This is a genomic window from Micromonospora sp. CPCC 205739 (assembly GCF_036906795.1).
Lineage (GTDB): Bacteria > Actinomycetota > Actinomycetes > Mycobacteriales > Micromonosporaceae > Micromonospora.
In genome coordinates, this window is record NZ_JBAKHS010000007.1 from 263,227 (window position 1) to 285,141 (window position 21,915).

Annotated in this window: 24 protein-coding genes; 16 read left to right on the top strand and 8 right to left on the bottom strand. The window is 76.3% G+C overall.

Annotated features, from left to right (window positions below):
• Positions 1–104 precede the first annotated feature (104 nt).
• Complete coding sequence (locus V6U88_RS13550) at positions 105–452, top strand: hypothetical protein (RefSeq protein ID WP_334452938.1); 348 nt, start codon at positions 105–107, stop codon at positions 450–452.
• On the opposite strand, the gene V6U88_RS13555 is transcribed toward V6U88_RS13550, so the two are convergent.
• Positions 449–1,291, bottom strand: a complete 843-nt coding sequence (locus V6U88_RS13555; protein WP_334452939.1) for a siderophore-interacting protein — start codon at positions 1,289–1,291, stop codon at positions 449–451. The two genes, V6U88_RS13550 and V6U88_RS13555, sit on opposite strands and share 4 nt — an antisense overlap.
• A gap of 4 nt (positions 1,292–1,295) precedes the next feature.
• The gene (locus V6U88_RS13560) at positions 1,296–2,327 is read right to left on the bottom strand and encodes an ABC transporter substrate-binding protein (protein ID WP_334452941.1); all 1,032 of its coding nucleotides are present in this window, start codon (positions 2,325–2,327) and stop codon (positions 1,296–1,298) included.
• An 83-nt stretch (positions 2,328–2,410) separates the two neighbouring features.
• On the opposite strand from V6U88_RS13560, the gene V6U88_RS13565 reads away from it, so the two are divergent.
• The 4 genes from V6U88_RS13565 to V6U88_RS13580 are packed head-to-tail and all read left to right on the top strand — an operon-like array spanning position 2,411 to position 6,494.
• Positions 2,411–3,460 (top strand): FecCD family ABC transporter permease, encoded by a 1,050-nt coding sequence (locus tag V6U88_RS13565; protein WP_442934623.1) that lies wholly within the window; start codon positions 2,411–2,413, stop codon positions 3,458–3,460.
• Complete coding sequence (locus V6U88_RS13570) at positions 3,457–4,482, top strand: FecCD family ABC transporter permease (protein ID WP_334452943.1); 1,026 nt, start codon at positions 3,457–3,459, stop codon at positions 4,480–4,482. The genes V6U88_RS13565 and V6U88_RS13570 overlap by 4 nt, the downstream gene beginning before the upstream one ends.
• Before the next feature lie 43 nt (positions 4,483–4,525).
• The gene (locus V6U88_RS13575) at positions 4,526–5,326 is read left to right on the top strand and encodes an ABC transporter ATP-binding protein (RefSeq protein ID WP_334453046.1); all 801 of its coding nucleotides are present in this window, start codon (positions 4,526–4,528) and stop codon (positions 5,324–5,326) included.
• 43 nt (positions 5,327–5,369) lie between these two features.
• Entirely contained in the window at positions 5,370–6,494 is a 1,125-nt protein-coding gene (locus V6U88_RS13580) for an FUSC family protein (protein WP_334452944.1), read from the top strand.
• A 53-nt stretch (positions 6,495–6,547) separates the two neighbouring features.
• Here V6U88_RS13580 and V6U88_RS13585 read toward each other — a convergent pair whose 3' ends face one another.
• Positions 6,548–7,051, bottom strand: a complete 504-nt coding sequence (locus tag V6U88_RS13585; protein WP_334452945.1) for a hypothetical protein — start codon at positions 7,049–7,051, stop codon at positions 6,548–6,550.
• 60 nt (positions 7,052–7,111) lie between these two features.
• The gene (locus tag V6U88_RS13590; protein WP_334452946.1) at positions 7,112–8,914 is read right to left on the bottom strand and encodes a sulfatase; all 1,803 of its coding nucleotides are present in this window, start codon (positions 8,912–8,914) and stop codon (positions 7,112–7,114) included.
• Between the two features lie 196 nt (positions 8,915–9,110).
• Here V6U88_RS13590 and V6U88_RS13595 point away from each other — a divergent pair, with 196 nt between their 5' ends.
• From V6U88_RS13595 to V6U88_RS13640, 10 genes are all read left to right on the top strand, one after another.
• A complete protein-coding gene (locus V6U88_RS13595; RefSeq protein ID WP_334452948.1) occupies positions 9,111–10,091 on the top strand; it encodes a zinc-dependent alcohol dehydrogenase in 981 nt (326 codons plus the stop codon).
• A gap of 4 nt (positions 10,092–10,095) precedes the next feature.
• On the top strand, positions 10,096–10,494 hold the full coding sequence (locus V6U88_RS13600) for a 6-pyruvoyl trahydropterin synthase family protein (RefSeq protein ID WP_334452950.1): 399 nt from the start codon (positions 10,096–10,098) through the stop codon (positions 10,492–10,494).
• Positions 10,495–10,518: 24 nt separating this feature from the next.
• Positions 10,519–11,532 carry a glycosyltransferase family 4 protein gene (locus tag V6U88_RS13605; RefSeq protein ID WP_334453047.1) on the top strand — a complete coding sequence of 338 codons (1,014 nt, stop codon included), beginning with the start codon at positions 10,519–10,521 and terminating at the stop codon, positions 11,530–11,532.
• Positions 11,529–12,350 (top strand): class I SAM-dependent methyltransferase, encoded by an 822-nt coding sequence (locus V6U88_RS13610; protein WP_334452951.1) that lies wholly within the window; start codon positions 11,529–11,531, stop codon positions 12,348–12,350. The genes V6U88_RS13605 and V6U88_RS13610 overlap by 4 nt, the downstream gene beginning before the upstream one ends.
• Entirely contained in the window at positions 12,347–13,423 is a 1,077-nt protein-coding gene (locus V6U88_RS13615; protein ID WP_442934624.1) for a lysylphosphatidylglycerol synthase transmembrane domain-containing protein, read from the top strand. The genes V6U88_RS13610 and V6U88_RS13615 overlap by 4 nt, the downstream gene beginning before the upstream one ends.
• Positions 13,424–13,435: 12 nt before the next feature.
• Positions 13,436–14,092, top strand: coding sequence for a GTP cyclohydrolase II (locus V6U88_RS13620; protein ID WP_334452953.1), 657 nt, complete (start codon positions 13,436–13,438; stop codon positions 14,090–14,092).
• A 1-nt stretch (position 14,093) separates the two neighbouring features.
• The gene (locus V6U88_RS13625; protein WP_334452954.1) at positions 14,094–14,801 is read left to right on the top strand and encodes a RibD family protein; all 708 of its coding nucleotides are present in this window, start codon (positions 14,094–14,096) and stop codon (positions 14,799–14,801) included.
• A gap of 100 nt (positions 14,802–14,901) precedes the next feature.
• Entirely contained in the window at positions 14,902–15,450 is a 549-nt protein-coding gene (locus V6U88_RS13630; RefSeq protein ID WP_334453048.1) for a sigma-70 family RNA polymerase sigma factor, read from the top strand.
• 105 nt (positions 15,451–15,555) lie between these two features.
• A complete protein-coding gene (locus V6U88_RS13635) occupies positions 15,556–16,251 on the top strand; it encodes a response regulator transcription factor (RefSeq protein ID WP_334452955.1) in 696 nt (231 codons plus the stop codon).
• Positions 16,244–17,272: a sensor histidine kinase gene (locus tag V6U88_RS13640; protein WP_334452956.1), complete on the top strand. Its 1,029-nt coding sequence runs from the start codon at positions 16,244–16,246 to the stop codon at positions 17,270–17,272. Before V6U88_RS13635 ends, V6U88_RS13640 begins: the two co-directional genes overlap by 8 nt.
• 49 nt (positions 17,273–17,321) lie before the next feature.
• On the opposite strand, the gene V6U88_RS13645 is transcribed toward V6U88_RS13640, so the two are convergent.
• From V6U88_RS13645 to V6U88_RS13660, 4 genes are all read right to left on the bottom strand, one after another.
• The gene (locus V6U88_RS13645; protein ID WP_334452958.1) at positions 17,322–17,870 is read right to left on the bottom strand and encodes a DUF1062 domain-containing protein; all 549 of its coding nucleotides are present in this window, start codon (positions 17,868–17,870) and stop codon (positions 17,322–17,324) included.
• 278 nt (positions 17,871–18,148) lie between these two features.
• Positions 18,149–18,805, bottom strand: a complete 657-nt coding sequence (locus V6U88_RS13650; protein ID WP_334452959.1) for a class I SAM-dependent methyltransferase — start codon at positions 18,803–18,805, stop codon at positions 18,149–18,151.
• The gene (locus V6U88_RS13655; protein WP_334452960.1) at positions 18,802–19,476 is read right to left on the bottom strand and encodes a TIGR04282 family arsenosugar biosynthesis glycosyltransferase; all 675 of its coding nucleotides are present in this window, start codon (positions 19,474–19,476) and stop codon (positions 18,802–18,804) included. The genes V6U88_RS13650 and V6U88_RS13655 overlap by 4 nt, the downstream gene beginning before the upstream one ends.
• A complete protein-coding gene (locus tag V6U88_RS13660; protein WP_334452961.1) occupies positions 19,473–20,147 on the bottom strand; it encodes a glycosyltransferase family 2 protein in 675 nt (224 codons plus the stop codon). The genes V6U88_RS13655 and V6U88_RS13660 overlap by 4 nt, the downstream gene beginning before the upstream one ends.
• Before the next feature lie 145 nt (positions 20,148–20,292).
• On the opposite strand from V6U88_RS13660, the gene V6U88_RS13665 reads away from it, so the two are divergent.
• On the top strand, positions 20,293–21,816 hold the full coding sequence (locus V6U88_RS13665; RefSeq protein ID WP_334452962.1) for a hypothetical protein: 1,524 nt from the start codon (positions 20,293–20,295) through the stop codon (positions 21,814–21,816).
• The last annotated feature ends 99 nt before the right edge of the window (positions 21,817–21,915 follow it).

The window sequence follows — 21,915 nt, forward strand, 5'->3', positions numbered from 1 at the left end:
AGGAGCGGTCCCCGGCTGCCGCGCGGCAACTGGCCAGCCGCGCCCGCCGGCGGGTACGCGGGCAGTCCCCCGTACCCGACCCGGACCTCGCCCGGCAGCGGGAGGTGGTCGACGCGTTCTTCGCCGCCGCCCGCGACGGCGACTTCGACGCGCTCGTCGCCGTGCTCCACCCCGACGTCGTGCTGCGCTCCGACGCCGGCCCGGGCAGCCGCCACACGGTCGTGCTCACCGGCGCGCGGACGGTCGCCGGGCAGGCGGTGACCTTCGGACGGCTCTACCCGTTCATGCGGCCGGCGCTGGTCAACGGGGCCGCGGGCGCGGTGGTCGTCGCGCAGGGCCGGCCGCTGTCGGTGCTGGGCTTCACCGTCGCCGACGGCCGGATCGTCGCCGTCGATGTGCTCTCCGACGCCGACCGGCTGCGCCGACTCGACCTGGCCGCCTTCGACGGCTAGAGCGCCTCCGCGCGCAGTTGCTCCTCCGACGCGCCGCGCCGCCAGTAGCCGGCGAAGGTCACCCGCCGCCGGTCCAGGCCGCGCTCGGCGACCAGGTGCCGGCGGACCGCCCGCACGGTCGAGGACTCACCGGCGATCCAGGCGTACGGGACGCCGGCCGGGAACCGGGCGGCGCGGATCGCCTCGACCAGCAGGCCGCTGCCGGGCGGGGTGGTGCCCCGGACCAGCCAGCGCACCTCCGCGTGCGCCGCGGTGGGCAGTTCCCGCACATCGGCGGCGTGCGGCACCTCGATCCAGGCCCGGACGGTGGCGTCGGCGGGCAGCCAGGCCAGGATGCCGGCGGCGGCGGGCAGCGCCGTCTCGTCGGCGGCGAGCAGGACGTGGTCGGTGCCGGACGGCGGCCGGAAGCAGACGCTGCGGTTGTCGTGCTCGGCCGGGCCGAGCAGGACGAGCCGGTCCCCCGGCCGGGCCCGCGCCGCCCAGCGGGTGGCCGGGCCGCTGTCGCCGTGGTGGACGAAGTCGACGTCCACCTCGCACGCCTCCGGCCGCTGCGCGCTGATGGTGTAGGAGCGCATCACCGCGCGGACGGCCGGGTCGGTGGCCCGCCACCGGCCGTACCAGTCGTCGCCCGCGTCGAGCGGGACCACCGGTTCGGGCTGTCCGGGGTGCGGCAGGAAGAGCGAGACGCTCTGGTCCCGGCCGCCGCCCGCGAACGCGGCCAGCTCGTCCCCGGCCAGGGTGACCCGGATCAGCGAGGCGCCGATCCGCCGGGTGTGCCGGACCTGGGCGGTGTAGAAGCGGTAGCGCAGGGCGACGGGCGTCGCGGTGCCGGTGGTCACGGCGTCAGCCGACCCGCTTGGCCGACCGGATGGCGGTGGCCAGGTTCTCCAGCAGCGGCGCCGCGCCCGCGTACGAGAAGCGGGGCACCGCGTCCCACGGGGTGACCTGGTTGGCGCGGACGGCGGGCAGCTGCTGCCAGGTGGGCTTCGCCGCGAGGTCCTCGGGCTGCAACGCGGTGGACCGGTTGTCGAGCAGGATCAGGTCGGCGGGGAACTTGCCGGCGTTCTCCCAGCTCAGGCTCTCGAAGTAGTCGCCGGTGGCGAGCTTGTTCGGCACCACGATGTCGACGCCCAGCTCGGCGAAGTACATCAGGTCGGTGCTGACCTTCGGGTTGGAGACGTAGAACAGGTCGGGGCTGCCGGAGGCGGCGAGCACCCGGATGCCGGGGTTGGCCTTGACCGCCTGGCGGACCGACTCGGCGGCGGCCTCGAAGCGCGCCTTGGCGTCGGTGACCTTCTTCGCGCTCAGGTCGGCGCCGAGGGAGCGGGCGAGTTCGGCGTACCGCTCGATGGGGCGGGTCATCGGCACCCGGGCGGTGGTGACGGTGGCGCTGGGCGCCAGGGCGAGGATCTTGTCGCGGCTCTCGTCCGGCACGTACCAGAGGGCGCCGGGGTCGTACATGTGGGTGACCAGCAGCTCGGGGCGCAGCCCGGCGTACTTCTCCACGTTGAACTCGCCCCAGACGTTGCCGAGCACGGTGACCCGGTCGACGTCGAGGCCGCCCGCCTGCGGGTCGACCGAGCCGTCGCTACGGGTGGTCTCGCCGAACACGCCGACGATCTGCGAGTCGAGTCCGAAATCGACCAGCGCGGCGGCGACCCCGGTGAAGGCGACGACCCGGGTCGGGGCGCTCGCCAGCTCGATCTTCTGGTTCCGGTCGTCGGTGAACGACCAGGGGCCGGCCGAGCCCTTGGCGCCGGTGGAGCCGGACTTGTCGTCCTGGCCGCAGCCGACGAGGAGGGTGGCGAGAGTGGCGCCGCCGGCGGCGAGCAGGCCCCGGCGGGAGAGTCCGCGGGCGGACGTGGAAGCAGGCATGATGACGTCTTTCGATCAGGACCGGACCGCGATGATCCGCGATGGCCGGGTTAGGTTAACCTAACCTAACCCGAAGTCAACCGGTGCCATGCCGTTTCCCCCCGGAGCCGATCCTGTCCGTCACCACGCTCGCCGCCGCCCCGGCGCCGGCCCCACCCACCCGCCGTGCCGGCCCGGCCGTGGCGCTCGCCGCCGGGCTGCTGCTCCTGCTCGTCGTCGCGGTGCTGAGCATCGCCGTCGGCGCCCGACCGCTCTCGGCCACCGAGGTCTGGCAGGGGCTGGTCTCCGCGGCCTCCCCCGAACACGCCGTGGTGCACCGGATGCGCCTGCCCCGGACGCTGCTCGGCCTGCTCGCCGGCGCGGCGCTCGGGGTGGCCGGGGCGCTGATGCAGGCGCTCACCCGCAACCCCCTGGCCGACCCGGGACTGCTCGGCATCAACGCCGGTGCCGCCGCGGCGGTCGCCACCGCCACCGCCCTGCTCGGCGTCGGCACCGCCGGCGGCTGGGTGTGGTTCGCCCTGCTCGGCGCGGCCACCGTCACCGCCGGGGTGTACGCGGTCGGCGGCGGCCGGCAGGCCACCCCGGACCGCCTCGCGCTGGCCGGGGCGGCACTGAACGCGGTGCTCTACTCGTACGTCAGCGCGGTCATGCTGCTCGACGCCGCCTCGCTGGACCGGCTGCGGTTCTGGACGGTCGGCTCGCTGGCCGGCGCCGAGTTCGCCACCCTGCGTACCGTGGCGCCCTTCGTGGTGGCCGGGTTGCTGGTCGCCCTGGCGGGCGCGCGGTCGCTGAACGCGCTGGCCCTGGGCGACGACACGGCGCGGGCGCTCGGCGCCCGACCGGCCCTGGTGCGCGGCGGGGCGATCGCGGCGGTCACGCTGCTCTGCGGCGCGGCCACCGCCGCCTGCGGGCCGATCGTCTTCGTCGGGCTGCTCGTGCCGCACCTGGTCCGCGTGCTGACCGGGCCGGACCTGCGCTGGCTGCTGCCCGCCTGCGCGCTGTACGCGCCCGTCCTGCTGCTCGGCGCCGACGTGCTGGGCCGGGTGCTGGGCCGCCCCGGCGAACTCCAGGTCGGCCTGGTCACCGCCGTGCTCGGCGGGCCGCTCTTCCTGCGTCTGGTGGCCCGGCGATGACCGTCCTGCGCACCGCCGGCGGCCGTTCGCTGCGCTGGCGCCCCCGGTCGCTGGTCGTCGTCGCCGGCACCGCGCTGCTCGCCGTCGTCCTCGGCGTGCTCGCCGTGGGCGGCGGCGACTACCCGATGAGCCCCGCCGACGTGCTGCGCACGCTGACCGGCGGCGGCAGCGCGGCCGAGGAGTTCATCGTCGGCGAACTGCGCCTGCCCCGGCTGGTCACCGCGCTGGGCGTCGGGGCCGCCCTGGCGCTGTCCGGCGCGGTGGTCCAGACGCTGCTGCGCAACCCGCTCGGCAGCCCGGACATGGTCGGCATCACCCAGGGAGCGGCCACCGGTGGGCTGGTCGTCGTGGTGCTCGGCGGCAGCAGCCTGGCGCTGTCCGGCGCGGCGCTGGTCGGCGGGCTCGGCACCGGCCTGCTGATCCGGGCCGTCGCCGGCAGCCGGGGGCTGGCCGGTCACCGGCTCGTCCTGGTCGGCATCGGCGTCATGGCGATCCTCACTGGCGTCAACGGCTGGCTGCTCACCCGGGCGCCGCTGATGGACGCCGCCCGGGCGGTGCTCTGGCTCACCGGCAGCCTGGACGGGCGCGGCTGGGCGCAGGCGGTGCCGCTGCTGGGCGTCCTCACGGTGCTCACCCCGGTGGTGCTCGCCGGTGGCCGGGCAATGGCCATGGTGGAGCTGGGCGACGAGACCGCCACCGCGCTGGGCGTGCCGGTGGCCCGGGTCCGGCAGGTGCTGCTCGGCGCGGCGGTGCTGCTCGCCTCCGTCGCGGCGGCCGCCGCCGGGCCGGTCTCCTTCGTCGCGCTCACCGCCTCGCACCTGGCCCGCCGGCTCACCCGCGCGCCGGGGCCGAACCTGGTGGCCTCGGCGCTCACCGGGTCGGTGCTGCTGGTCGCGGCGGACCTGGTGGCCCAGCGCGCCCTCACCGGCCAGCAGCTGCCGGTCGGCGTGGTGACCGGGGTGCTCGGCGGGACGTACCTGGTGTGGCTGCTCGCCGCGCGGCGTCGCGCGGGACGGAACTGAAGGAGACCACGTGTCGGGAAACCCACGCCTGGACGGGGTCGGGCTGACCCTGGCGTACGAGCGACGGGTCGTCGCCGAGGAGCTGTCGGTCGCCGTACCCGACGGGTCGTTCACCGTGGTGATCGGGCCGAACGCCTGCGGCAAGTCGACGCTGCTGCGCGCCCTGGCCCGGACGCTGCGGCCCCGCGCCGGGACGGTGCTGCTCGACGGGCGGGACATCCACGCGCTGCCGTCCCGGGCGGTGGCCCGTACCCTCGGCCTGCTGCCCCAGTCGTCGGTGGCGCCGGACGGCATCACGGTGGCCGACCTGGTGGCCCGCGGCCGGTACCCGCACCAGGGGCTGCTGCGGCAGTGGTCCCGGGAGGACGAACGGGTGGTCGCCGAGTCGATGGCCGCCACCGGCGTCGCCGAGCTGGCGGACCGGCCGGTCGACGAGCTCTCCGGCGGGCAGCGGCAGCGCGTCTGGATCGCCATGGCGCTGGCCCAGCAGACCCCGCTGCTGCTGCTCGACGAGCCGACCACCTGGCTGGACGTCGCCCACCAGATCGAGGTGCTGGACCTGTGCGCCCGGCTGCACGAGGAGCAGGGCCGCACCCTGGTGGCGGTGCTGCACGACCTGCACCACGCCGCGCGGTACGCCACCCACCTGATCGCCATGCGCGACGGCCGGGTGGTCGCCGAGGGTGACCCCCGGGACGTGGTCACCGCCGAGCTGGTCCAGGAGGTGTTCGGGCTGCCGTGCCGGATCGTCGAGGACCCGGAGACCGGCACCCCGCTGGTGGTACCCGCCACCCGCCGTCCGCGTTTGCCGCAGGCACGGCCGCGGGTAGTCCCGACGTCCTGACCGGGCCCCAAGATCCGGTGTGTGTACGGCCGGAGGAGTCGGGATGGCGGACATGGCGCGACAGTGGACGGCAGCAGCCGTCGGCCGGCTCCGGCAGGGTTGGCGGCCCGCGGTGGAGGCGGCCGTGGCGGCCACCGTCGCGTGGATCGTCGCGGCCCGGCTGATCGGCCACCCCGACCCGTTCTTCGCGCCGAGCGCCGCGCTGATCGTGCTCGGCGAGGCGCGGGGAAAGCGGCTGCGGCAGACCATCGAGATGGTGCTCGGGGTGGCCGCCGGGGTGCTCGCCGCCGACCTGGCCGTGCAGTCGCTCGGCCCCGGCACCGGCACGGTCTTCCTCGTACTGCTGCTGACCATCGGGCTGATGCTCACCATCGGGGCGAGCAGCACCCTCACCGTGCAGGCCGCGGTCTCCGCCCTCTACCTGGTCGCGGTGGCCGCGCCGCAGGGCCACGGGATGGTGCCGTTCCGGTTCGTCGACGCGCTGATCGGCGGCGCGGTGGCGCTGGCCGCGAGCCAGCTCATGGTCGCCCGCGACCCGCTCGCCCCGCTCGTCGCCGAGGCCCGGCGCACCTACGGCGACCTGGCCGACCTGCTCACCCGGATCGACCGGGCGCTGGCCGGCGGCGACGAGGAGGCCGCCCGGGTGGCGCTGGACCGAGCCCGCGAGGTGGAGGGCTGCGTGGACCGCTTCCGCATCGCGGTGCAGGCCTGCAGCGAGTCGCTGCGGCTGCGGGTCCGCAAGCGCCGGCACCTCGACCAGGTGGCGGAGGTCGAAGCGACCTGCCGTCAGCTCGACGACGCGGTACGCAACATCCGGGTGCTGGCCCGCAACGGCGTGACGTTGACCCGGCTCGGCACGCCGGCCCCACCCGAGCTGGGCGAGGCGATGCAAGCGCTCGGCGACGCGGTGCGCGCCGCCGCCGACGCCCTCTCCACCGATCTCGGCGGGCACTCCGACGCGGACCCGCACGCGGAACGCGCCGACCACGCCGCCCTCGAGGCGGTGCGCATCGCCGCCCGGCTGCTGCGGGCCGACCCGCCGCTGCCACTGGTCATGATCGTGGGCCAGATCCGGGCCACCGCCATCGACCTGCTACGCGGGGTCGGGACGGACGACGCCGCGGTGCTGGGCCGGGTCGACGAGGCGCTGGGCCTGCCAAAGGGGTGAACCCACCGGTTCGTACCCCGGTGCGGCTGCCCTACCGGCTCCCGCGCTCACACTTACCACGGCCACTGCCCGGCCAGGGAGGTCGGATCGTCCCCCGGCGACACCACGAACACGGACTCTCCGCTGTCGTCGCACACCAGCAGCGGTCCCGAGGTGGACGCCAACGCGACCACCGCCACCAGCACCGCCCGGCCGGATGGCTTGCGGAAGCCGATGCCGGTCACGGTCTGGTCCAACTCCAGCGGGTCAGCACCGTTGGGGTCGTCGCCCAGCAGGCTGACCTCGCCAAGGTCCAGGCCGCCCACCGATGCGCAGGTGGCCGGCTCCGGGCACTGTGGAAGAAGGCCGGTGACGTCGTGTCCGGCGACCCGGAACCACGGCACGCCGTGACAGCCGGCCATTCGGAACGCCGCCAGGATCGCCGCCACGGTGGGCATCTCACGGGCGGGCGGCGGTTCCTCGGGCAGGCCGAAGGAGGACGCGGCTTCAGCCGCCCACTCCAGTCCACCGTCTCCGGCCACGATGTGCAGGGGCGTCACCAGCAGGGACCAGCTCACGGCGGGCATCGTGCCATGCCCGCCGTCGGCCGGGACCGACGGCGAGGCGTGCCGCGCGCCTCAGCGGGGCGGCGGGGCGGCCGCCCCGGCCGGCGGCTGCGGGCCGAACGTGGTGAGGAACCGGTCCCGGAAGGTGTCCATCCGCCAGACCGGCGCGCTCGGGCCGGGCCGCAGCCCCTCGTCCCAGCCCCAGCCGGCCACCCGGGCCAGCACGGCGGGATCGCGGGCCACGATGGTGATCGGCACGTCCCGGCCGGCGTCCTCCCCGGTCACCACCGGCGCGGGCTGGTGGTCGCCGAGGAATACCAGCACCAGCTCGTCGTCGCCGTACGTCTCCACGTAGGAGATCAGGCTGTTCAGCGAGTACTCGATCGAGCGCCGGTAGCCGGTGCGGACCTCGGTGGCGCTGCGCCCCACCACGTCCTTCGGGTTGGCGGCGACGGAGGTGGGCCGACGGTAGATGGAACCGTCCCCGACGTGGTCCCAGTCGAGCATCCGGGGGATCGCCGCCCAGGGCGAGTGGCTGGAGATCAGCGGGATCTCCGCCATGATCGGCGCGTGCCCCGGCGTGGCCCGCTCCCGCCGGTGGAAGGTGGCCAGGGTGTACTGGTCGGGCATGGGCGCGAAGCTGAACCTCGGGCCTCGGTAGCCCAGCCCCGCCGCGTCGTGGTAGCGGTCGAAGCCGAAGAAGCGCCCCTCCGGCCAGGGCTTGGTGGCCGCCGGCATCACCCCGACCGTCTGCCAGCCGGCGCGCCGGAAGGCGCCGTTGAGGGTGAGCCGGTCGCCGGCCAGCAGGCTGAGGTGGCGTTGCTGGTTGTCCACCCAGACCCCGGACAGCAGCGTGTCGTGGGCCAGCCAGCTCCCCCCGCCGGCCGTCGGCGAGGTCAGGAAGCCGCTGCGGGCCTGGAAACCCCGCTCGCCGAGACGGCGCGTACCGCCGTCGAGCACCGCGCCGACCTGCGGGGCGAACTCCGGGTCCTGCACCGCGTCCCGGCCGTAGCTCTCCACGAAGGCGACGATCACGTCCTTGCCGCGCAGCGCGGTGAGCAGTTGGTCGCCCGGGGTGTCCCGGAAGGCGTCGGTGGCGACCTCGGCGGCGAAGGTCTCCCGGTCCCGCAGCCCGGTGCCCACCTGGACGAGGTGCTGTCCGACCAGCCTGGACGTCCCCGAGTCGGCGAGCGGCACGCCGATCGTCGCGCCGGCGACCCAGACCACGGCCGCCGCCGCCACGGCCCGGACCGCCCGCCGGTCGTGCCGGGCCACCAGCCGGGTGAGCCGCAGCACCGACCGGGTGGTCAGCACCAGCAGCGCGCCGACGAGCGCGACCAGCGCCACGATCGCGCCGACCGCGCCGGCCCGGCCGACGGAGTCGCGGACGAAGGCGTACGCGTCGTCCAGCAGCACCCAGTCCAGCACCAGGTCGAAGGGGCGGGCGAGGCTGGCGGACATGCCCATGTCGAGCAGCTTCACGATGGCGAGCAGCCCGAGGGCGACGCCGCACAGCAGCGCCACCGCCCGCCGGAGGGCACCGCGCAGCACCAGCAGCAGCCCGGCGGCGACCAGCCCCTCGACCGGGATGCGCAGGAACGCGGCGGGGCCGAGCTGGTCGAGCCGGTTCGGCGCGACCAGCACGGCGAACACGAGCAGGCCGGCCGCCACGGTGGTCACCCGCCCCGCGACGGTACGCACCCGGCCCCGCCGCCCGACGGCGGCAGGTTCCGGCGCGGACGGCGCGTCGAGGGCCGGCCCGGCAGGCGTGTCGCACCCGGGCTGCGGGGCCGGGTCGACCGGCGCTGCGGGGTCGGCGGGCCGGGCGGGTCCGTCCACCGTGGCCCGGCGACGCAGGCGCGACAGCACTGACACTGCGATGTCCCTTCCCTGGGTGACTGCGCGGGGGCGAGCCCGGTGAGCAGGGCGATCCGGGCCGTGAGGCCGATCACCGGGTCGGTTCGAACCGTGGACGCCCTGCCTCCGTGTTTATGATCGACGGCCTCGACAGGAAACACGGAGCGCGCGGCCGTTCGGTTCGGTCCGGCGGCAGATGAGGAGAACAACCCGCGTGACCCGCGATGCCCGGGCCTTCTGGCTCCGCTCCCCCGGCGTGGGTGAGATCCGACCGGTGACGCTGCCGGACCCGGGACCGGACGAGGTCCTGGTGCGCGCGCTCTACTCGGGGGTCAGCCGGGGCACCGAGACGCTGGTCTTCACCGGCGGCGTGCCACAGAGCCAGTACGCGGCGATGCGCGCCCCGTTCCAGGAGGGCGACTTCCCCGCCCCGGTCAAGTACGGCTACCTCAGCGTCGGCGTGGTCGAGGCCGGTCCGGCGGGGCTGCGCGGGCGTACCGTCTTCTGCCTGCACCCGCACCAGAGCGCGTACGTGGTGCCGGCCTCGGCCGTGACGCCGGTCCCGGACGGCGTGCCGGCGGCCCGGGCGGTGCTGGCCGGCACCGTGGAGACGGCGGTGAACGCGCTCTGGGACGCCGCGCCGCTGGTCGGCGACCGGGTCAGCGTGGTGGGTGGCGGCATGGTCGGCTGCGCCGTCGCGGCGCTGCTCGCCCGTTTCCCCGGGGTGCGCGTCGAGCTGGTGGACACCGACCCGGCGCGGGCGGCGGTGGCCGCGGCGCTGGGCGTCGGGTTCGCGCTGCCGGACGACGCGGCCGACGGGCGGGACCTGGTGGTGCACGCCAGCGCGACCGGCCCGGGCCTGCAGCGGTCGATCGAGCTGCTCGCCCCGGAGGGCACGGTGATCGAGCTGAGCTGGTACGGCGACCGGCCGGTGCAGCTGTCGCTGGGCGGGTCGTTCCACTCCGGCCGGTTGACCGTCCGCAGCAGCCAGGTCGGCACGGTCTCGCCCGCCCGGGCGGCGCGGCGCAGCTACGCCGACCGGATGGCGCTGGCCCTGGAGCTGCTCGCCGACCCGGTCTTCGACGCGCTGATCACCGGCCGGTCGGCCTTCGCGGACCTGCCCGACGTGCTCGACCGACTGGCCGCGGGGAGCCTCCCCGCGCTGTGCCACCTCATCACCTACGACGGGGAGTGACGCCGTGTTCAGCGTGACCGTACGGGACCACATGATGGTCGCCCACAGCTTCCGGGGCGAGGTCTTCGGGCCCGCGCAGCGGCTGCACGGGGCGACGTTCGTGGTGGACGCCACCTTCCGCCGCGCCGAGCTGGACGCGGACGGCATCGTGGTGGACATCGGCCGGGCCACCGAGGAGCTGCGGGCCGTCCTCGCCGAGTTGAACTACCGCAACCTCGACGACGAGCCCGCCTTCGCCGGGGTGAACACCACCACCGAGGTGCTGTGCCGCACGGTCGCCGACCGGCTGGCGGAGCGGGCCCACGCCGGCGCGCTCGGCGCGGGGGCCCGCGAGCTGGCCGGGATCACCGTGACGCTGCACGAGTCGCACATCGCCTGGGCCAGCTACGAGCGGTCGCTGTAGACCGTGGCGGTGGCGCACGTCGTCATGCCCGGCGACATCGACGACCCGGCGACCCCGAGCGGCGGCAACACCTACGACCGCCGGGTCTGCCGGGGCCTCGCCGAGCGGGGGTGGGCGGTGCGCGAGCACGGCGTACCCGGGCGGTGGCCGCACCCCGATCCACCGGCGCGGACCCACCTGGCCGGGGTGCTCGCGACGCTGCCCGACGGCGCCGTGGTGCTGCTGGACGGGCTGGTCGCCTCGGCGGTGCCGGAGGTGCTGGCCCCGCACGCCCGGCGGCTGCGGCTGGTGGTGCTGGTGCACATGCCGCTGGAGGACGGCACCGAGGCGGCCGCGCTGGCCTGCGCCGCCGCGGTGGTCACCACCAGCGCGTGGACCCGCCGCCGGCTGCTCGACCGGTACCCGCTGCCCGCCGACCGGGTGCACGTGGCCACCCCCGGGGTGGACCCCGCGCCGCCGGCCCCGGGCACGCCGGCGGGCACGGCGCTGCTCTGCGTCGCGGCGGTCACCCCGCACAAGGGACACGACGTGCTGGTGCGCGCCCTCGCCGAGGTCGCCGAGCTGCCCTGGACGCTGGACTGCGTCGGCGCGCTCACCCGCGATCCCGGCTTCGTCGCCGGGCTGCGCCGGCTGGTGGACGAGCGGGGGCTGACCGGGCGGGTCCGGTTGGTCGGCCCGCGCACCGGCGCCGACCTCGACGCCGCGTACGCGGGCGCCGATCTGCTGGTGCTCGCCTCCCACGCCGAGACGTACGGGATGGTGGTCACCGAGGCCCTGGCCCGCGGCCTGCCGGTGCTCGCGACCCGGGCGGGTGGGGTGCCCGAGGCGCTGGGCCGGGCCCCGGACGGCGAGCCGCCCGGCCTGCTGGTGCCCGCCGCCGACCCGGCCGCGCTGGCCGACGCGCTGCGCCGCTGGCTCACCGGGGCGCCGCTGCGCCACCGGCTGCGGCAGGCCGCCCTGGCCCGCCGCGACGGCCTCGCCGGGTGGCCGGCCACCGCCACCGCGATCGCCCACGTCCTGAACGGAGTGAGGGTTTGACCACGTACGCCACCGACCCCTTCGCCGACTGGCTCGCGCTGCGCGAGCCCGCCGACGCGGCCGCCCGCGCCGAGGACCTGGTCGACCGGGTACGCGCCCGGCTGGCCGCCGACCGGCCCCTGGTGGTGCACGATCTGGGCAGCGGCACCGGGTCCATGGCCCGCTGGCTGGCTCCTCGGCTGCCCGGCCCGCAGCACTGGGTGCTCTACGACCGGGACGCCGGTCTGCTCGACCGGGCCCTCGCCGACCCGCCCCGCGCCGCCGACGGCAGCCCGGTGCGGGTGGAGACCCGGCGCACGGACATCACCCGGCTCACCGCCGCCGACCTGGCCGGCGCCGACCTGGTCACCGCCTCGGCGCTGCTGGACATGCTGACCGCCGAGGAGATCGAGGCGATCGTGGCGGCCTGCGCCGGGGCGGGCCGGCCGACCCTGTTCACGCTCTCCGTCATCGGCCGGGTGCGGCTCGACCCGCCCGACGAGCTGGACGCGGAGATCGCCGCCGCGTTCGACGCGCACCAGCGCCGGACAGTGGACGGTCGGAGCCTGCTCGGGCCGGACGCCGCCGCCGCCACCGTCGCCGCGTTCCGGCGGCACGGGGTCGCCGTGACCGTGCGGTCCAGCCCGTGGCGGCTGGACGCCGGTCACGCCGCGCTGACCGCCGAGTGGTTCACCGGCTGGTGCGACGCCGCCGTCGAGCAGCGCCCGGAGCTGGCCGCCCGGACGGGCGCGTACGCGCGCCGCCGGCTGGCCGAGGCGGCGGCGGGCCGGCTGACCGTCACGGTGGGGCACGACGACCTGCTCGCCGGGGCGGAATGAACCCGACGGCCGGCCGGTACGTGGAGGAGGGAGAGATCTTCGACAGGAGGACCCGCGTGTCACAGGCTGCCGGCGACGCATCCACCGCCCCGGCCCGTCCGAGCTGGGCCTGGGTGAGCAACCTCGGCGGCGTCGCCCTGGTGGTGGCGCTGCTGTGGTGGCTCGGCACCGGTCCGGCCCTGGCGGCGCTGAGCCGCATCGACACCCCGGCGGTGGTCGCCGCGCTGCTGCTCGGCGCGCTCAGCACCGTCTGCTGCGCCTGGCGGTGGCGACTGGTCGCCGAGGGGCTCGGGGTCCGGCTCCCGCTGGGCACCGCGGTGGCCGACTGCTACCGGGCGGTCTTCCTCAACGCCACGCTGCCCGGCGGGGTGCTCGGCGACGTGCACCGGGCGGTGCGGCACGGCCGGGAGGCCGGCGCCGTGGGCCGGGCCGTCCGGGCCGTGGTCTGGGAACGCACCGCCGGTCAGGTCGTCCAGGTCACGCTCGCGGCGGCGCTCCTGCTGGCGCTGCCGTCGCCGGTGCGGCCGTGGCTGCCGGAGGCCACCGCGCTGGCCGTGGCGGTCGCCCTCGGCGTGGTGCTGGTGGCCCGGGCGCTGCCCCGCTCCGGGCCGTCCCGACGGGCCCGGGCGCTGCGCGCCGCCGCCGCCGACGTCCGCGCCGGCCTGCTGACCCGCCGGACCGGGCCGAAGGTGCTGCTCGCCTCGGCGGTCGCGGTCCTCGGCCACCTGGGCACCTTCGTGGTGGCGGCCCGGGTCGCCGGTGCCACCGCCCCGCTGGCCCAGTTGGTGCCGCTGACCCTGCTGGCGCTGCTGGCGATGGGGCTGCCGGCGAACGTGGCCGGGTTCGGCCCGCGCGAGGGGGTGGCCGCCTGGGCGTTCGGCGCCGCCGGGCTGGGCGCCGCCCAGGGGGTGTCCACCGCGCTGGTGTACGGGGCACTGGTGATCATCGCCGCGCTGCCCGGCGCCGCCGTGCTGCTGCTGGGCCGGCAGCCGGCCCGCCGTGCGCGCCGCTCCACGGTGAACCAGGGTGGTTCTGCCCCGGTGCCCGCTGCCGGGCTGGCCGGCAGCGTCTGACAGAGGAGACACATGTACCCAGCAGCACTGCCGGTCGCCACGATCCGCACGCAGGTCACGGTCCCGCTCCGCCTTCCCGACGGGTACGCCACCACGGCCCGGGTCTTCACCTTCGACGGGTTGGTGGACGGGCGGGAGCACCTGGCGTTCGGTCTCGGCGACTGGGCGGGCGCGCTGCGGCGGCAGCCGGCCGAGCCCGCGCCCCTGGTCCGCCCGCACAGCGAGTGCCTGACCGGGGACGTGTTCGGCAGCCAGCGCTGCGACTGCGGTCCGCAGCTGCGCGAGGCGGTGGAGCGCATCGCCGGGGCCGGCGGCTTCCTGCTCTACCTGCGGCAGGAGGGGCGCGGGATCGGCCTCTACCCGAAGCTGGACGCCTACGCGTTGCAGGACGCCGGCCTGGACACGTACGAGGCGAACGTGGCGCTCGGGCACGGCGAGGACGAACGCGACTACCGGGCGGCCGCGCAGATGCTGGCGGCGCTGGGCGTGCGGCGGCTGGCGCTGCTGAGCAACAACCCGGAGAAGGCCGAGCAGCTCGACCGGCTCGACGTGACGGTCACGGAGGTGGTCCCGACGGGGGTCTACCTCTCCCCCGCCAACGCCGACTACCTGGCGGCGAAGGCGCACCGGGCCGCCGCCCGTACCGCCGACTCGCCGTCGCTGACCTGACATGGCCGCCGTACCGGGCGGCGGGCGGCCGTACGTGCTGCTCAGCTGCGCCACCTCGATCGACGGGTACCTCGACGACGCCACCGAGCAGCGGCTGCTGCTGTCCAACGCCGACGACCTGGACCGGGTCGACGCCGTCCGGGCCGGCTGCGACGCGATCCTGGTCGGGGCCGGCACCGTACGCCGGGACGACCCCCGGCTGGTGGTCCGCGCGGAGCGGCTGCGCCGGGCGCGGGTGGCCCGCGGGCTGCCGCCGTCGCCGCTGAAGGTGACCCTGACCGAGCGGGGCGACCTGGACCGGACCGCCCGGTTCTTCACCGTCGGCGACGCCGACCGGATCGTGTACTGCGCGTCGCCGGCGGTGCCGAAGACCACCGAGCTGCTGGACGGCGTGGCCACCGTCGTGGACGCCGGCGACCCGGTGGACCCGGCCTGGATGCTGGCCGACCTGGCCGGGCGCGGAGTGGACCGGCTGATGGTGGAGGGCGGCGCGTCGGTGCACGCGCAGTTCCTCGCCGCCGGGGTCGCCGACGAGCTGCACCTGGTGGTCGCCCCGTTCTTCGTCGGCGACCCCCGGGCGCCCCGCTTCGGCGGCGACGGCCCGTTCCCCTGGCACCCCGGCCGGCGGGCCCGGGTGGTCGAGGCCCGCCAGATCGGTGACGTGGTGCTCGTCCGGTACGCCCTGTCACCGCGCTGCCCGGACGCCTGAACCGGAGAGCCGGTTCGTCCGTACCACCGGCCGAGACGGAAGACCGCCCTACTACGCTTCGTCGTAACGGGTGGACGTGGCGGACGAGGGGGCGGACGTGATGGACGAGGGCGACGAGCAGGTGACCGCGTGGGCGCTGGCCGCCGGGCGGGGCGACCCGCTCGCGCTGGCCGCGTTCGTCCGGGCCACCCAGGGCCCGACCTGGCGGTTCCTGCACCACCTGCTGGCCGACGCGGAGACCGACGACCTGGTGCAGGAGACGTACCTGCGGGCGATGCGCGCGCTGCCCCGGTTCGCCGCCCGGTCCTCCGCGCGGACCTGGCTGTTCGGCATCGCCCGGCGGGTCGCCGCCGATCACCTCCGGTCCCGGCGGGCCCGCCCGCCGGCCACCACCATCGACGGGTACGACCCGCCGTCGGCGGGCCGGTTCGAGAACGTCGTGGTGCTCGACGCCCTGCTGCGCGAGCTGCCGGCCGAGCGGCGGGAAGCCTTCGTCGCCACCCAGGTCCTCGGCCTGTCGTACGCGGAGGCGGCGCAGGTCTGCGACTGCCCCGTCGGCACCATCCGCTCGCGGGTGGCACGGGCCCGGGCGGACCTGGTCGAGGCCATGGCCGAGCGGGCCGGCCGGACCGACACCCGCGCCGGCTGAATCGCCCCGCTGCTGCCGCCCGATCCGTAAGGACCTCGCAAGGTCTGCGCGACGCGCCGCGCGCGCCGCCGCCGCTACGCTGACCGGCACGAGGGGGAGGCACGCGTGGCGCAGCGGGTGCTGGTCGTCGACGACGACCGGACGGTCAGCGACGTGGTCTGCCGCTACCTGGAACACGCCGGCTACCAGGTGGACCACGTCGCCGACGGCGCCGCCGCGCTGGCCGCCGTCGCCGCGGCGCCGCCGCAGCTGGTGGTGCTCGACGTGATGCTGCCCGGGGTCGACGGGCTGGAGGTGTGCCGGCGGCTGCGGGAGCGGCCGGACGGCGTACCCATCGTGATGTTGACCGCGCGCGGCGACGAGGCCGACCGGATCCTCGGCCTGCAACTGGGCGCGGACGACTATCTGAGCAAGCCCTTCTCCCCCCGCGAGCTGGTGCTGCGCGTGCGGTCGGTGCTGCGCCGGGCCGGCGGCGAGCCGGCCGCCGCGACCGCCGAGGTGCTCACCGACGGCGGCCTCACCGTGGAGACCGGCCCACGGGTGGCCCGCCTGCACGGCCGGGAACTGGCCCTCACGCTGCGCGAGTTCGACCTGCTGGCCCACCTGATGCGCCACCCGGCGCGGGCGTTCCGCCGGGCCGAGCTGCTGGAGCGGGTCTGGGGCTGGAGCTTCGGCGACCAGTCCACCGTCACCGTCCACGTGCGGCGGCTGCGCGAGAAGATCGAGGCCGACCCGGCCGACCCGCGCCGGATCGTCACGGTGTGGGGCGTCGGCTACCGGTACGAGCCGGTCGATGGCTGACCTCGCGCTGATCTTCGGGGCGGCGCTCGGTGCGGCCTGCTGCGTCGGGCTGCTCGGCGCGGGGGCGCTGCGGCTGCTGCGCGGCCGGTCGATCACCGTGCACATCTCCGTCCTGCTGGCGATGACCGTGACCGCGGTGGCGGCCGGCGTCGCGGTGATCGCCGAGGCGATGTTCCTGTCGCCGCACGACCTGGAGGTGGTGCTGATCACCGTCTCCGCGGCGGCGCTGGTCAGCCTCGCCGTCGGCTGGCTCTTCGGCCGGCGGCTCGCCGCGGCGGCGGTCTGGGCGGACCAGGCGCGGGAGCGGGAGCGGCGGATCGAGAAGGGACGCCGGGACCTGGTCGCCTGGGTGTCGCACGACCTGCGCACCCCGCTGGCCGGGCTGCGGGCGATGGCCGAGGCGCTGGAGGACGGGGTGGTCGCCGACCCGGCGACGGTGCACGAGTACCACCGCCGCGTCCGGGTGGAGACCGACCGGATGACCCGGCTCGTCGACGACCTGTTCGAACTGTCCCGGATCAACGCCGGGGCGCTGCGGCTGTCGCTGTCCGCCGTACCGCTGGGAGACGTCGTCTCCGACGCCCTGGCCGGCACCGCGCCGCTGGCCGCGGCCCGCCGGATCCGGCTGGTCGCCGCCGAGTCGGGCTGGCCGACAGTAACCGCCAGCGAGCCGGAACTGGCCCGGGTGGTGGGGAACCTGCTGCTCAACGCGGTGCGCTACACCCCGGACGACGGCACCGTCCGGGTCGACGCGGGCCGCGACGGCGACGCCGCCTGGCTGGCCGTCGCGGACACCTGCGGCGGCATCCCGGAGGCCGACCTGCCCCGGCTCTTCGACGTGGCGTTCCGGGGCGAACCGGCCCGCACCCCCCGCAGCGGCAACGGCGGCGTCGAGGGTTCCGGCGGGCTGGGCCTGGCGATCGTGCGCGGGCTGGTCGAGGCGCACGGCGGCCGGGTCGACGTGCGCAACGTCGCCGGCGGGTGCCGGTTCGTCGTCCGGCTGCCGCTGGCCGACGGCTAGGGCCTGTCCGGCGGATCATGCCGGACAGGCCCGTGGGCCCGTGGAGGGCTCAGCGCTTGAGCGTGAAGGTGAAGTCGCCGGAGAGCTTGCCGCTCAGCCGGACTGCCGAAACAACTTTCCCCTCCGCGATCAGTCTCTCGACCTCGGCCCGCGAAAGACCGCAACCTTCAGCGATCAGTCGCGCCGGCCGGACAGGGATCCGCGCCGCAAAGCGGACCGCGACGTCGATCACCTCGCGGTCCAGGTGATCCGATCCGCCGGTGTCGAGGCGCCAGGCGTTGTCCCAGTCGAGGGCGATGCGATTACGGAACTGCACGACCGGATCCTGGAGCAGCTCCGCTGTCAGGCCAGGGTCGTTGTCATGCAGCCGGTCCAGCAGCTCAGGTCGAATGGAGCGCACAGTCATCCGTTCCAGGACCGTGAGCTTTGCGGTGTCCCCGCAAGCGGTACAGAGCGCGAGGAGCCAGGCGTCGATGAGCTTGTGGTTTGCGTTGACGCGAAATTTACCGCTTGCCCGGAAGCGCTCGGACCCGCACGCGTGGCAGCGGCGGCGAACGAGCGGCAGGCAGGTGGGCACGACTATCCAGTTTTTGAGCACAGAAGTACACCGGTTTCAGTGAGAAGTCCGCAGCATGAAGGAGCGCGGCGCACATGCGCGACGCGCGACAAATCAGCGCTCGGGAGGTCTCACAGGGTGTACAACGGCACGTCCTTGACTAGACGACTTGGTTCGGCAGCACGGTAATGGCACACAGTGGAGCCGCGCCACTGGCTTTCGAGCGCAACGACCCCGGCCGGACCGTCACATGATTCGCCGGACAGGCCTCCGCCGGCCGGGGCCCTCCGACCCCGGACGCGGGCCGCCGCCCCGGCCGGTCAAGGCGCGGACGGGCGCTCCGGGCGGGTCAGCTCGGCGAACCAGCGGCGGCCGGCCCGGAACACCTCGCCGACCAGCAGCCCGGCCGACGCCGCCGGGCCCGCCACCGCGGCGGTGTCCAGCCAGGCCCAGCGGAAGCTCGGCCCCCGGTCGTGCCCCGTCACCACGTGCACCTGCCCCTGCCAGGCGCCGGACCCGGGCGGCTCCAGCTCCACCAGCACCGTGCCGGCCGGCCGCAGCAGCTCCCGGCACCGGCGCAGCAGCGCCGCCGGGTCGCCCCCGATGCCGATGTTCCCGTCCAGCAGCACCGCGTGCGCCCACCGTCCCTCCGCCGGCAGCGGCCCGAACAGGTCGGCCTGCACCGCCACCGCGCCCCGGCCCCGGGTCAGCGCCACCGCCCGCGCCGACACGTCGACGCCGAGGGTGGTCAGGCCGGCCCGGGTCAGCGCCAGGGTCACCCGGCCCGGTCCGCAACCCAGGTCGAGGGTGGGACCGGCGCAGCGGGCGAGCACCGCGGCGTCCGCCGGGTCGGCCGGGCGGTGCCACCGGTCCACCGGCAGCCGGCGCCGCAGCCCGTCGGCCGGCACCAGCCAGTACGCGTCCACGCTGCGGTCACGCAGCGCGGCGGCGAAGCCGTCCACGGTCGGGACGGTCACGCCCGCACCACCATGGCCCGGCGCACCGCCGCGACCTCCCGGGCGAACCGGCCACCCGGGACCGTCGCGGCCACCGCCCGCGCGTCCGACCAGTCGTCGACGTCCCGCAGCACCGGCAGCGGCACGGTGCGCAGCCCCCGCTCGGCCAGCGCCGACCAGGTCGACCGGCCGGTGTCCGGGGTCGACATCGGCACCGCCCGCAGCGCCACCGCCTGCCGAGGGTCGCGCAGCCCCAGCGCCCACCAGCCGCCGTCGGCGGCCCGCCCCAGCACCGCGTCGGCCCGGAAGAGCCGGCGTACGGCGGCAGCCAGCCGGGCCGGGGTCAGCTGCGGGGTGTCCATGCCGATCTGGAGCACCGGGCGGCCCGGGAAGGCGTCGGCGACGTCGGCGTGGGCGTGCACGAGCCGGGCGGCGAAGTCCGCGCCCCGCTGCGGCAGGACCGGCCAACCGGCGACGGCGGCGGTCAGCTCGGCGGCGTCCTCCGCATCGGCGAGGCGTCCGGCCAACGCCAGCATCGGCGTCACGCCGGGGGTGGCCCGGACGGCGTCCAGGGTGTCGCGCAGCGCGGCGGCGGCCACCCGGGCGGCCTGGACCGCGGTGGCGGGCGGGCAGAGCCGCGTCTTCACCGCGCCGGGCACGGGCGCCTTCGCGACCACCAGCAGCACGGTCACCGGGGACCCTCCACGCTGCGCAGCACGGCGGCGAAGTCCCGGGTGGCGCGCAGGGTGCCCCGCACCGAGCCGGAGACCTTGGAGCGGGTGCCCGCGGCGCGCGGGGCGTACGCGACGTCGAGTTCGTGGATCCGCCAGCCCGCGGCGGCGGCCCGGATCAGCAGCTCCAGCGGGTAGCCGAAGGCCCGGTCGGTGACGCCGAGCGCCAGCAGCGCCTCGCGCCGGGCCACCCGGATCGGACTCAGGTCCCGCAACGGTACGCCCCGGTGTCGCAGCAGCGCGGCGACCAGCGCGGTGCCGGCCCGGGCGTGCCAGGGCCAGACCCCGACGCGGACCGGCCGGCGGCGACCGACGGCCAGATCGGCGATCCCCCCGGCGACCGGGGCGACCAGGGCGGGCAGTTCCGCGGGGGCGAAGGAACCGTCGGCGTCCAGGACGCAGACCAGCTCCGTCTCGGCGGCCTCGATGCCGGCGTGCACGGCCGCGCCGTACCCGCGGCGGGGCTCGTGCACCACCCGGGCGCCGTGCCGGGCGGCCACCTCGGGCGAGCCGTCCCGCGAGCCGTTGTCCACCACGATCGCCCGGTAGCCGGGCGGCAGCGCGGTCAGCACGCCGGGCAGCGCGGCGGCCTCGTCCAGGCACGGCAGCACCACGTCGATCTGTGTCGGCATACCGCCGACGCTAGGTCCGCAGGGGCCGGCCCGCCCCGCGTTCGGCCTTACGGAACGCTTACCGACCAGGTGATTCTTACCGTCCGGTGACGTACCGGCGGTTCGGCTGACGAGCCGGGGCGGCAGGCCGTACCGTCCGGTCGACATGAGACCCGGCGCCACGCTCCCCCGCTCCCCCGCCCCCGACCGCGTCCCGGCCCACGACCGGGGCGATGTCGTCGTGCTGGGTGTCGAGGCGGCGCTGCTGGCCGCCGCGGTGACCGTGGGCTCGGTGCTCAACCAACGGGGGGTGGGGCTGCACGCCGACGCCGCGCCGCTCTTCGCCACCTGGCGGCCGCACCTGGGCTGGGGCACCCCCGCCGCGCTGCTGGTCGCCGTCGTGGTGCTCGGCCCCGGGCTGCGCTGGGCCCGGACCGCCCGATGGACGCCGCTGCTGGGCGCCGGCTACCTGGCCGCGGTGGCCTGGACGCTCGCCCTGGCGCTGGTGGACGGCTGGTCGGCGGGGCTGACCCGGCGGCTCACCCCGCAGGCGGAGTACCTGCACGAGGTGCCCGGGGTGACCGACGTCCGGCGGATGCTGGCCGGCTTCACCGACCGGATCCTCGACTTCCAGCCCGACTCGTGGTCCACCCACACCGCCGGCCACCCGCCAGGGGCGCTGCTGGTCTTCGTCGGGCTGGACCGGGTCGGCCTGGGCGGCGGCACGGCGGCGGCGCTGGCCTGCGTCCTGGTCGGGGCAAGCGTCGCGGTGTCCGTACCGGTGGCGCTGCGGGCGCTGGGCGCCGGCGAGGCGGCCCGCGCGGTGCTGCCGTTCCTGGTGCTGCTGCCGGGGGCGGTCTGGGTCGGCGCCTCCGCCGACGGCGTCTTCACCGGCGTGGTCGCCGCCGGCCTGGCCCTGCTCGCGGTACGCGGCCCCGCGATCGCGCTGGCCGGCGGGCTGCTGCTCGGCTTCGCGCTGTACCTGTCGTACGGCTTCGTGCTGGTCGGGCCGCTGGCCCTGGCGGTGCTGGCGCTGCGACCGGCGGGACGGCGGAACGCGCTGCTCGCCGGGGCGGCCGGGGTGGCCGCGGTGGTGACGGCGTTCAGCCTCGCCGGGTTCCACTGGTGGCAGGGGTACGACCGGGTGGTGGAGCGCTACTACCAGGGCTGGGCGGCCGACCGCCCGTACGCCTACTGGGTCTGGGCCAACCTGGCGGCGCTGCTGCTCTCCGCCGGGCCGGTGGCCGGGCCGGCGCTGCGCCGCGCGCTGCTGGCGGCCAAGGCGAGCTGGCGGGCGACGGCCCGGGCCGCAGCCGCCGGCATGGGACGAGCCGCTGCCGTGGCACCGGCGGGCGGGGATGCCGTGGAACGGCTCGGGTCCGTCTCGACGGCCGGCGGTGCCGGGACGGCTGGCGGCGGTCTCGCTGCGCGCCGATGGCCGGCCGCACTCGTGGACCGGGTGCGGGCGCTCGGGCCGGCCGTGCTGCTGCCGGCGGCGGCCGCGCTGGCGGTGGTCGGCGCGGACCTGTCCGGGATGAGCAAGGCCGAGGTGGAGCGGATCTGGTTGCCGTTCGCGGTGTGGCTGCTGGTCGCCGCCGCGCACCTGCCCGCCCCGGCCCGCCGCTGGTGGCTGGCGGGGCAGGCACTCACCGCCCTCGCCGTCAACCACCTCCTCTTCACCGTCTCCTGACCCCACACCCCCGCGCTCGGAACGCAGTTTCAGAGGATGCGGGCTCATTCCGCCGCCCAAGGCCACTCATGCACGGAAAGAGCGCGGATCTGGGCCTGA

Coding starts and splice junctions, on each gene's coding strand:
- V6U88_RS13630 (WP_334453048.1), top strand. CDS start 14,902: ATGGACGAGGGCGACGAGCAGGTGACCGCGTGGGCGCTGGCCGCCGGG.
- V6U88_RS13580 (WP_334452944.1), top strand. CDS start 5,370: ATGGCGGACATGGCGCGACAGTGGACGGCAGCAGCCGTCGGCCGGCTC.
- V6U88_RS13620 (WP_334452953.1), top strand. CDS start 13,436: ATGTACCCAGCAGCACTGCCGGTCGCCACGATCCGCACGCAGGTCACG.
- V6U88_RS13560 (WP_334452941.1), bottom strand. CDS start 2,327: ATGCCTGCTTCCACGTCCGCCCGCGGACTCTCCCGCCGGGGCCTGCTC.
- V6U88_RS13615 (WP_442934624.1), top strand. CDS start 12,347: ATGAACCCGACGGCCGGCCGGTACGTGGAGGAGGGAGAGATCTTCGAC.
- V6U88_RS13665 (WP_334452962.1), top strand. CDS start 20,293: ATGAGACCCGGCGCCACGCTCCCCCGCTCCCCCGCCCCCGACCGCGTC.
- V6U88_RS13660 (WP_334452961.1), bottom strand. CDS start 20,147: ATGCCGACACAGATCGACGTGGTGCTGCCGTGCCTGGACGAGGCCGCC.
- V6U88_RS13640 (WP_334452956.1), top strand. CDS start 16,244: ATGGCTGACCTCGCGCTGATCTTCGGGGCGGCGCTCGGTGCGGCCTGC.
- V6U88_RS13605 (WP_334453047.1), top strand. CDS start 10,519: ATGCCCGGCGACATCGACGACCCGGCGACCCCGAGCGGCGGCAACACC.
- V6U88_RS13625 (WP_334452954.1), top strand. CDS start 14,094: ATGGCCGCCGTACCGGGCGGCGGGCGGCCGTACGTGCTGCTCAGCTGC.
- V6U88_RS13570 (WP_334452943.1), top strand. CDS start 3,457: ATGACCGTCCTGCGCACCGCCGGCGGCCGTTCGCTGCGCTGGCGCCCC.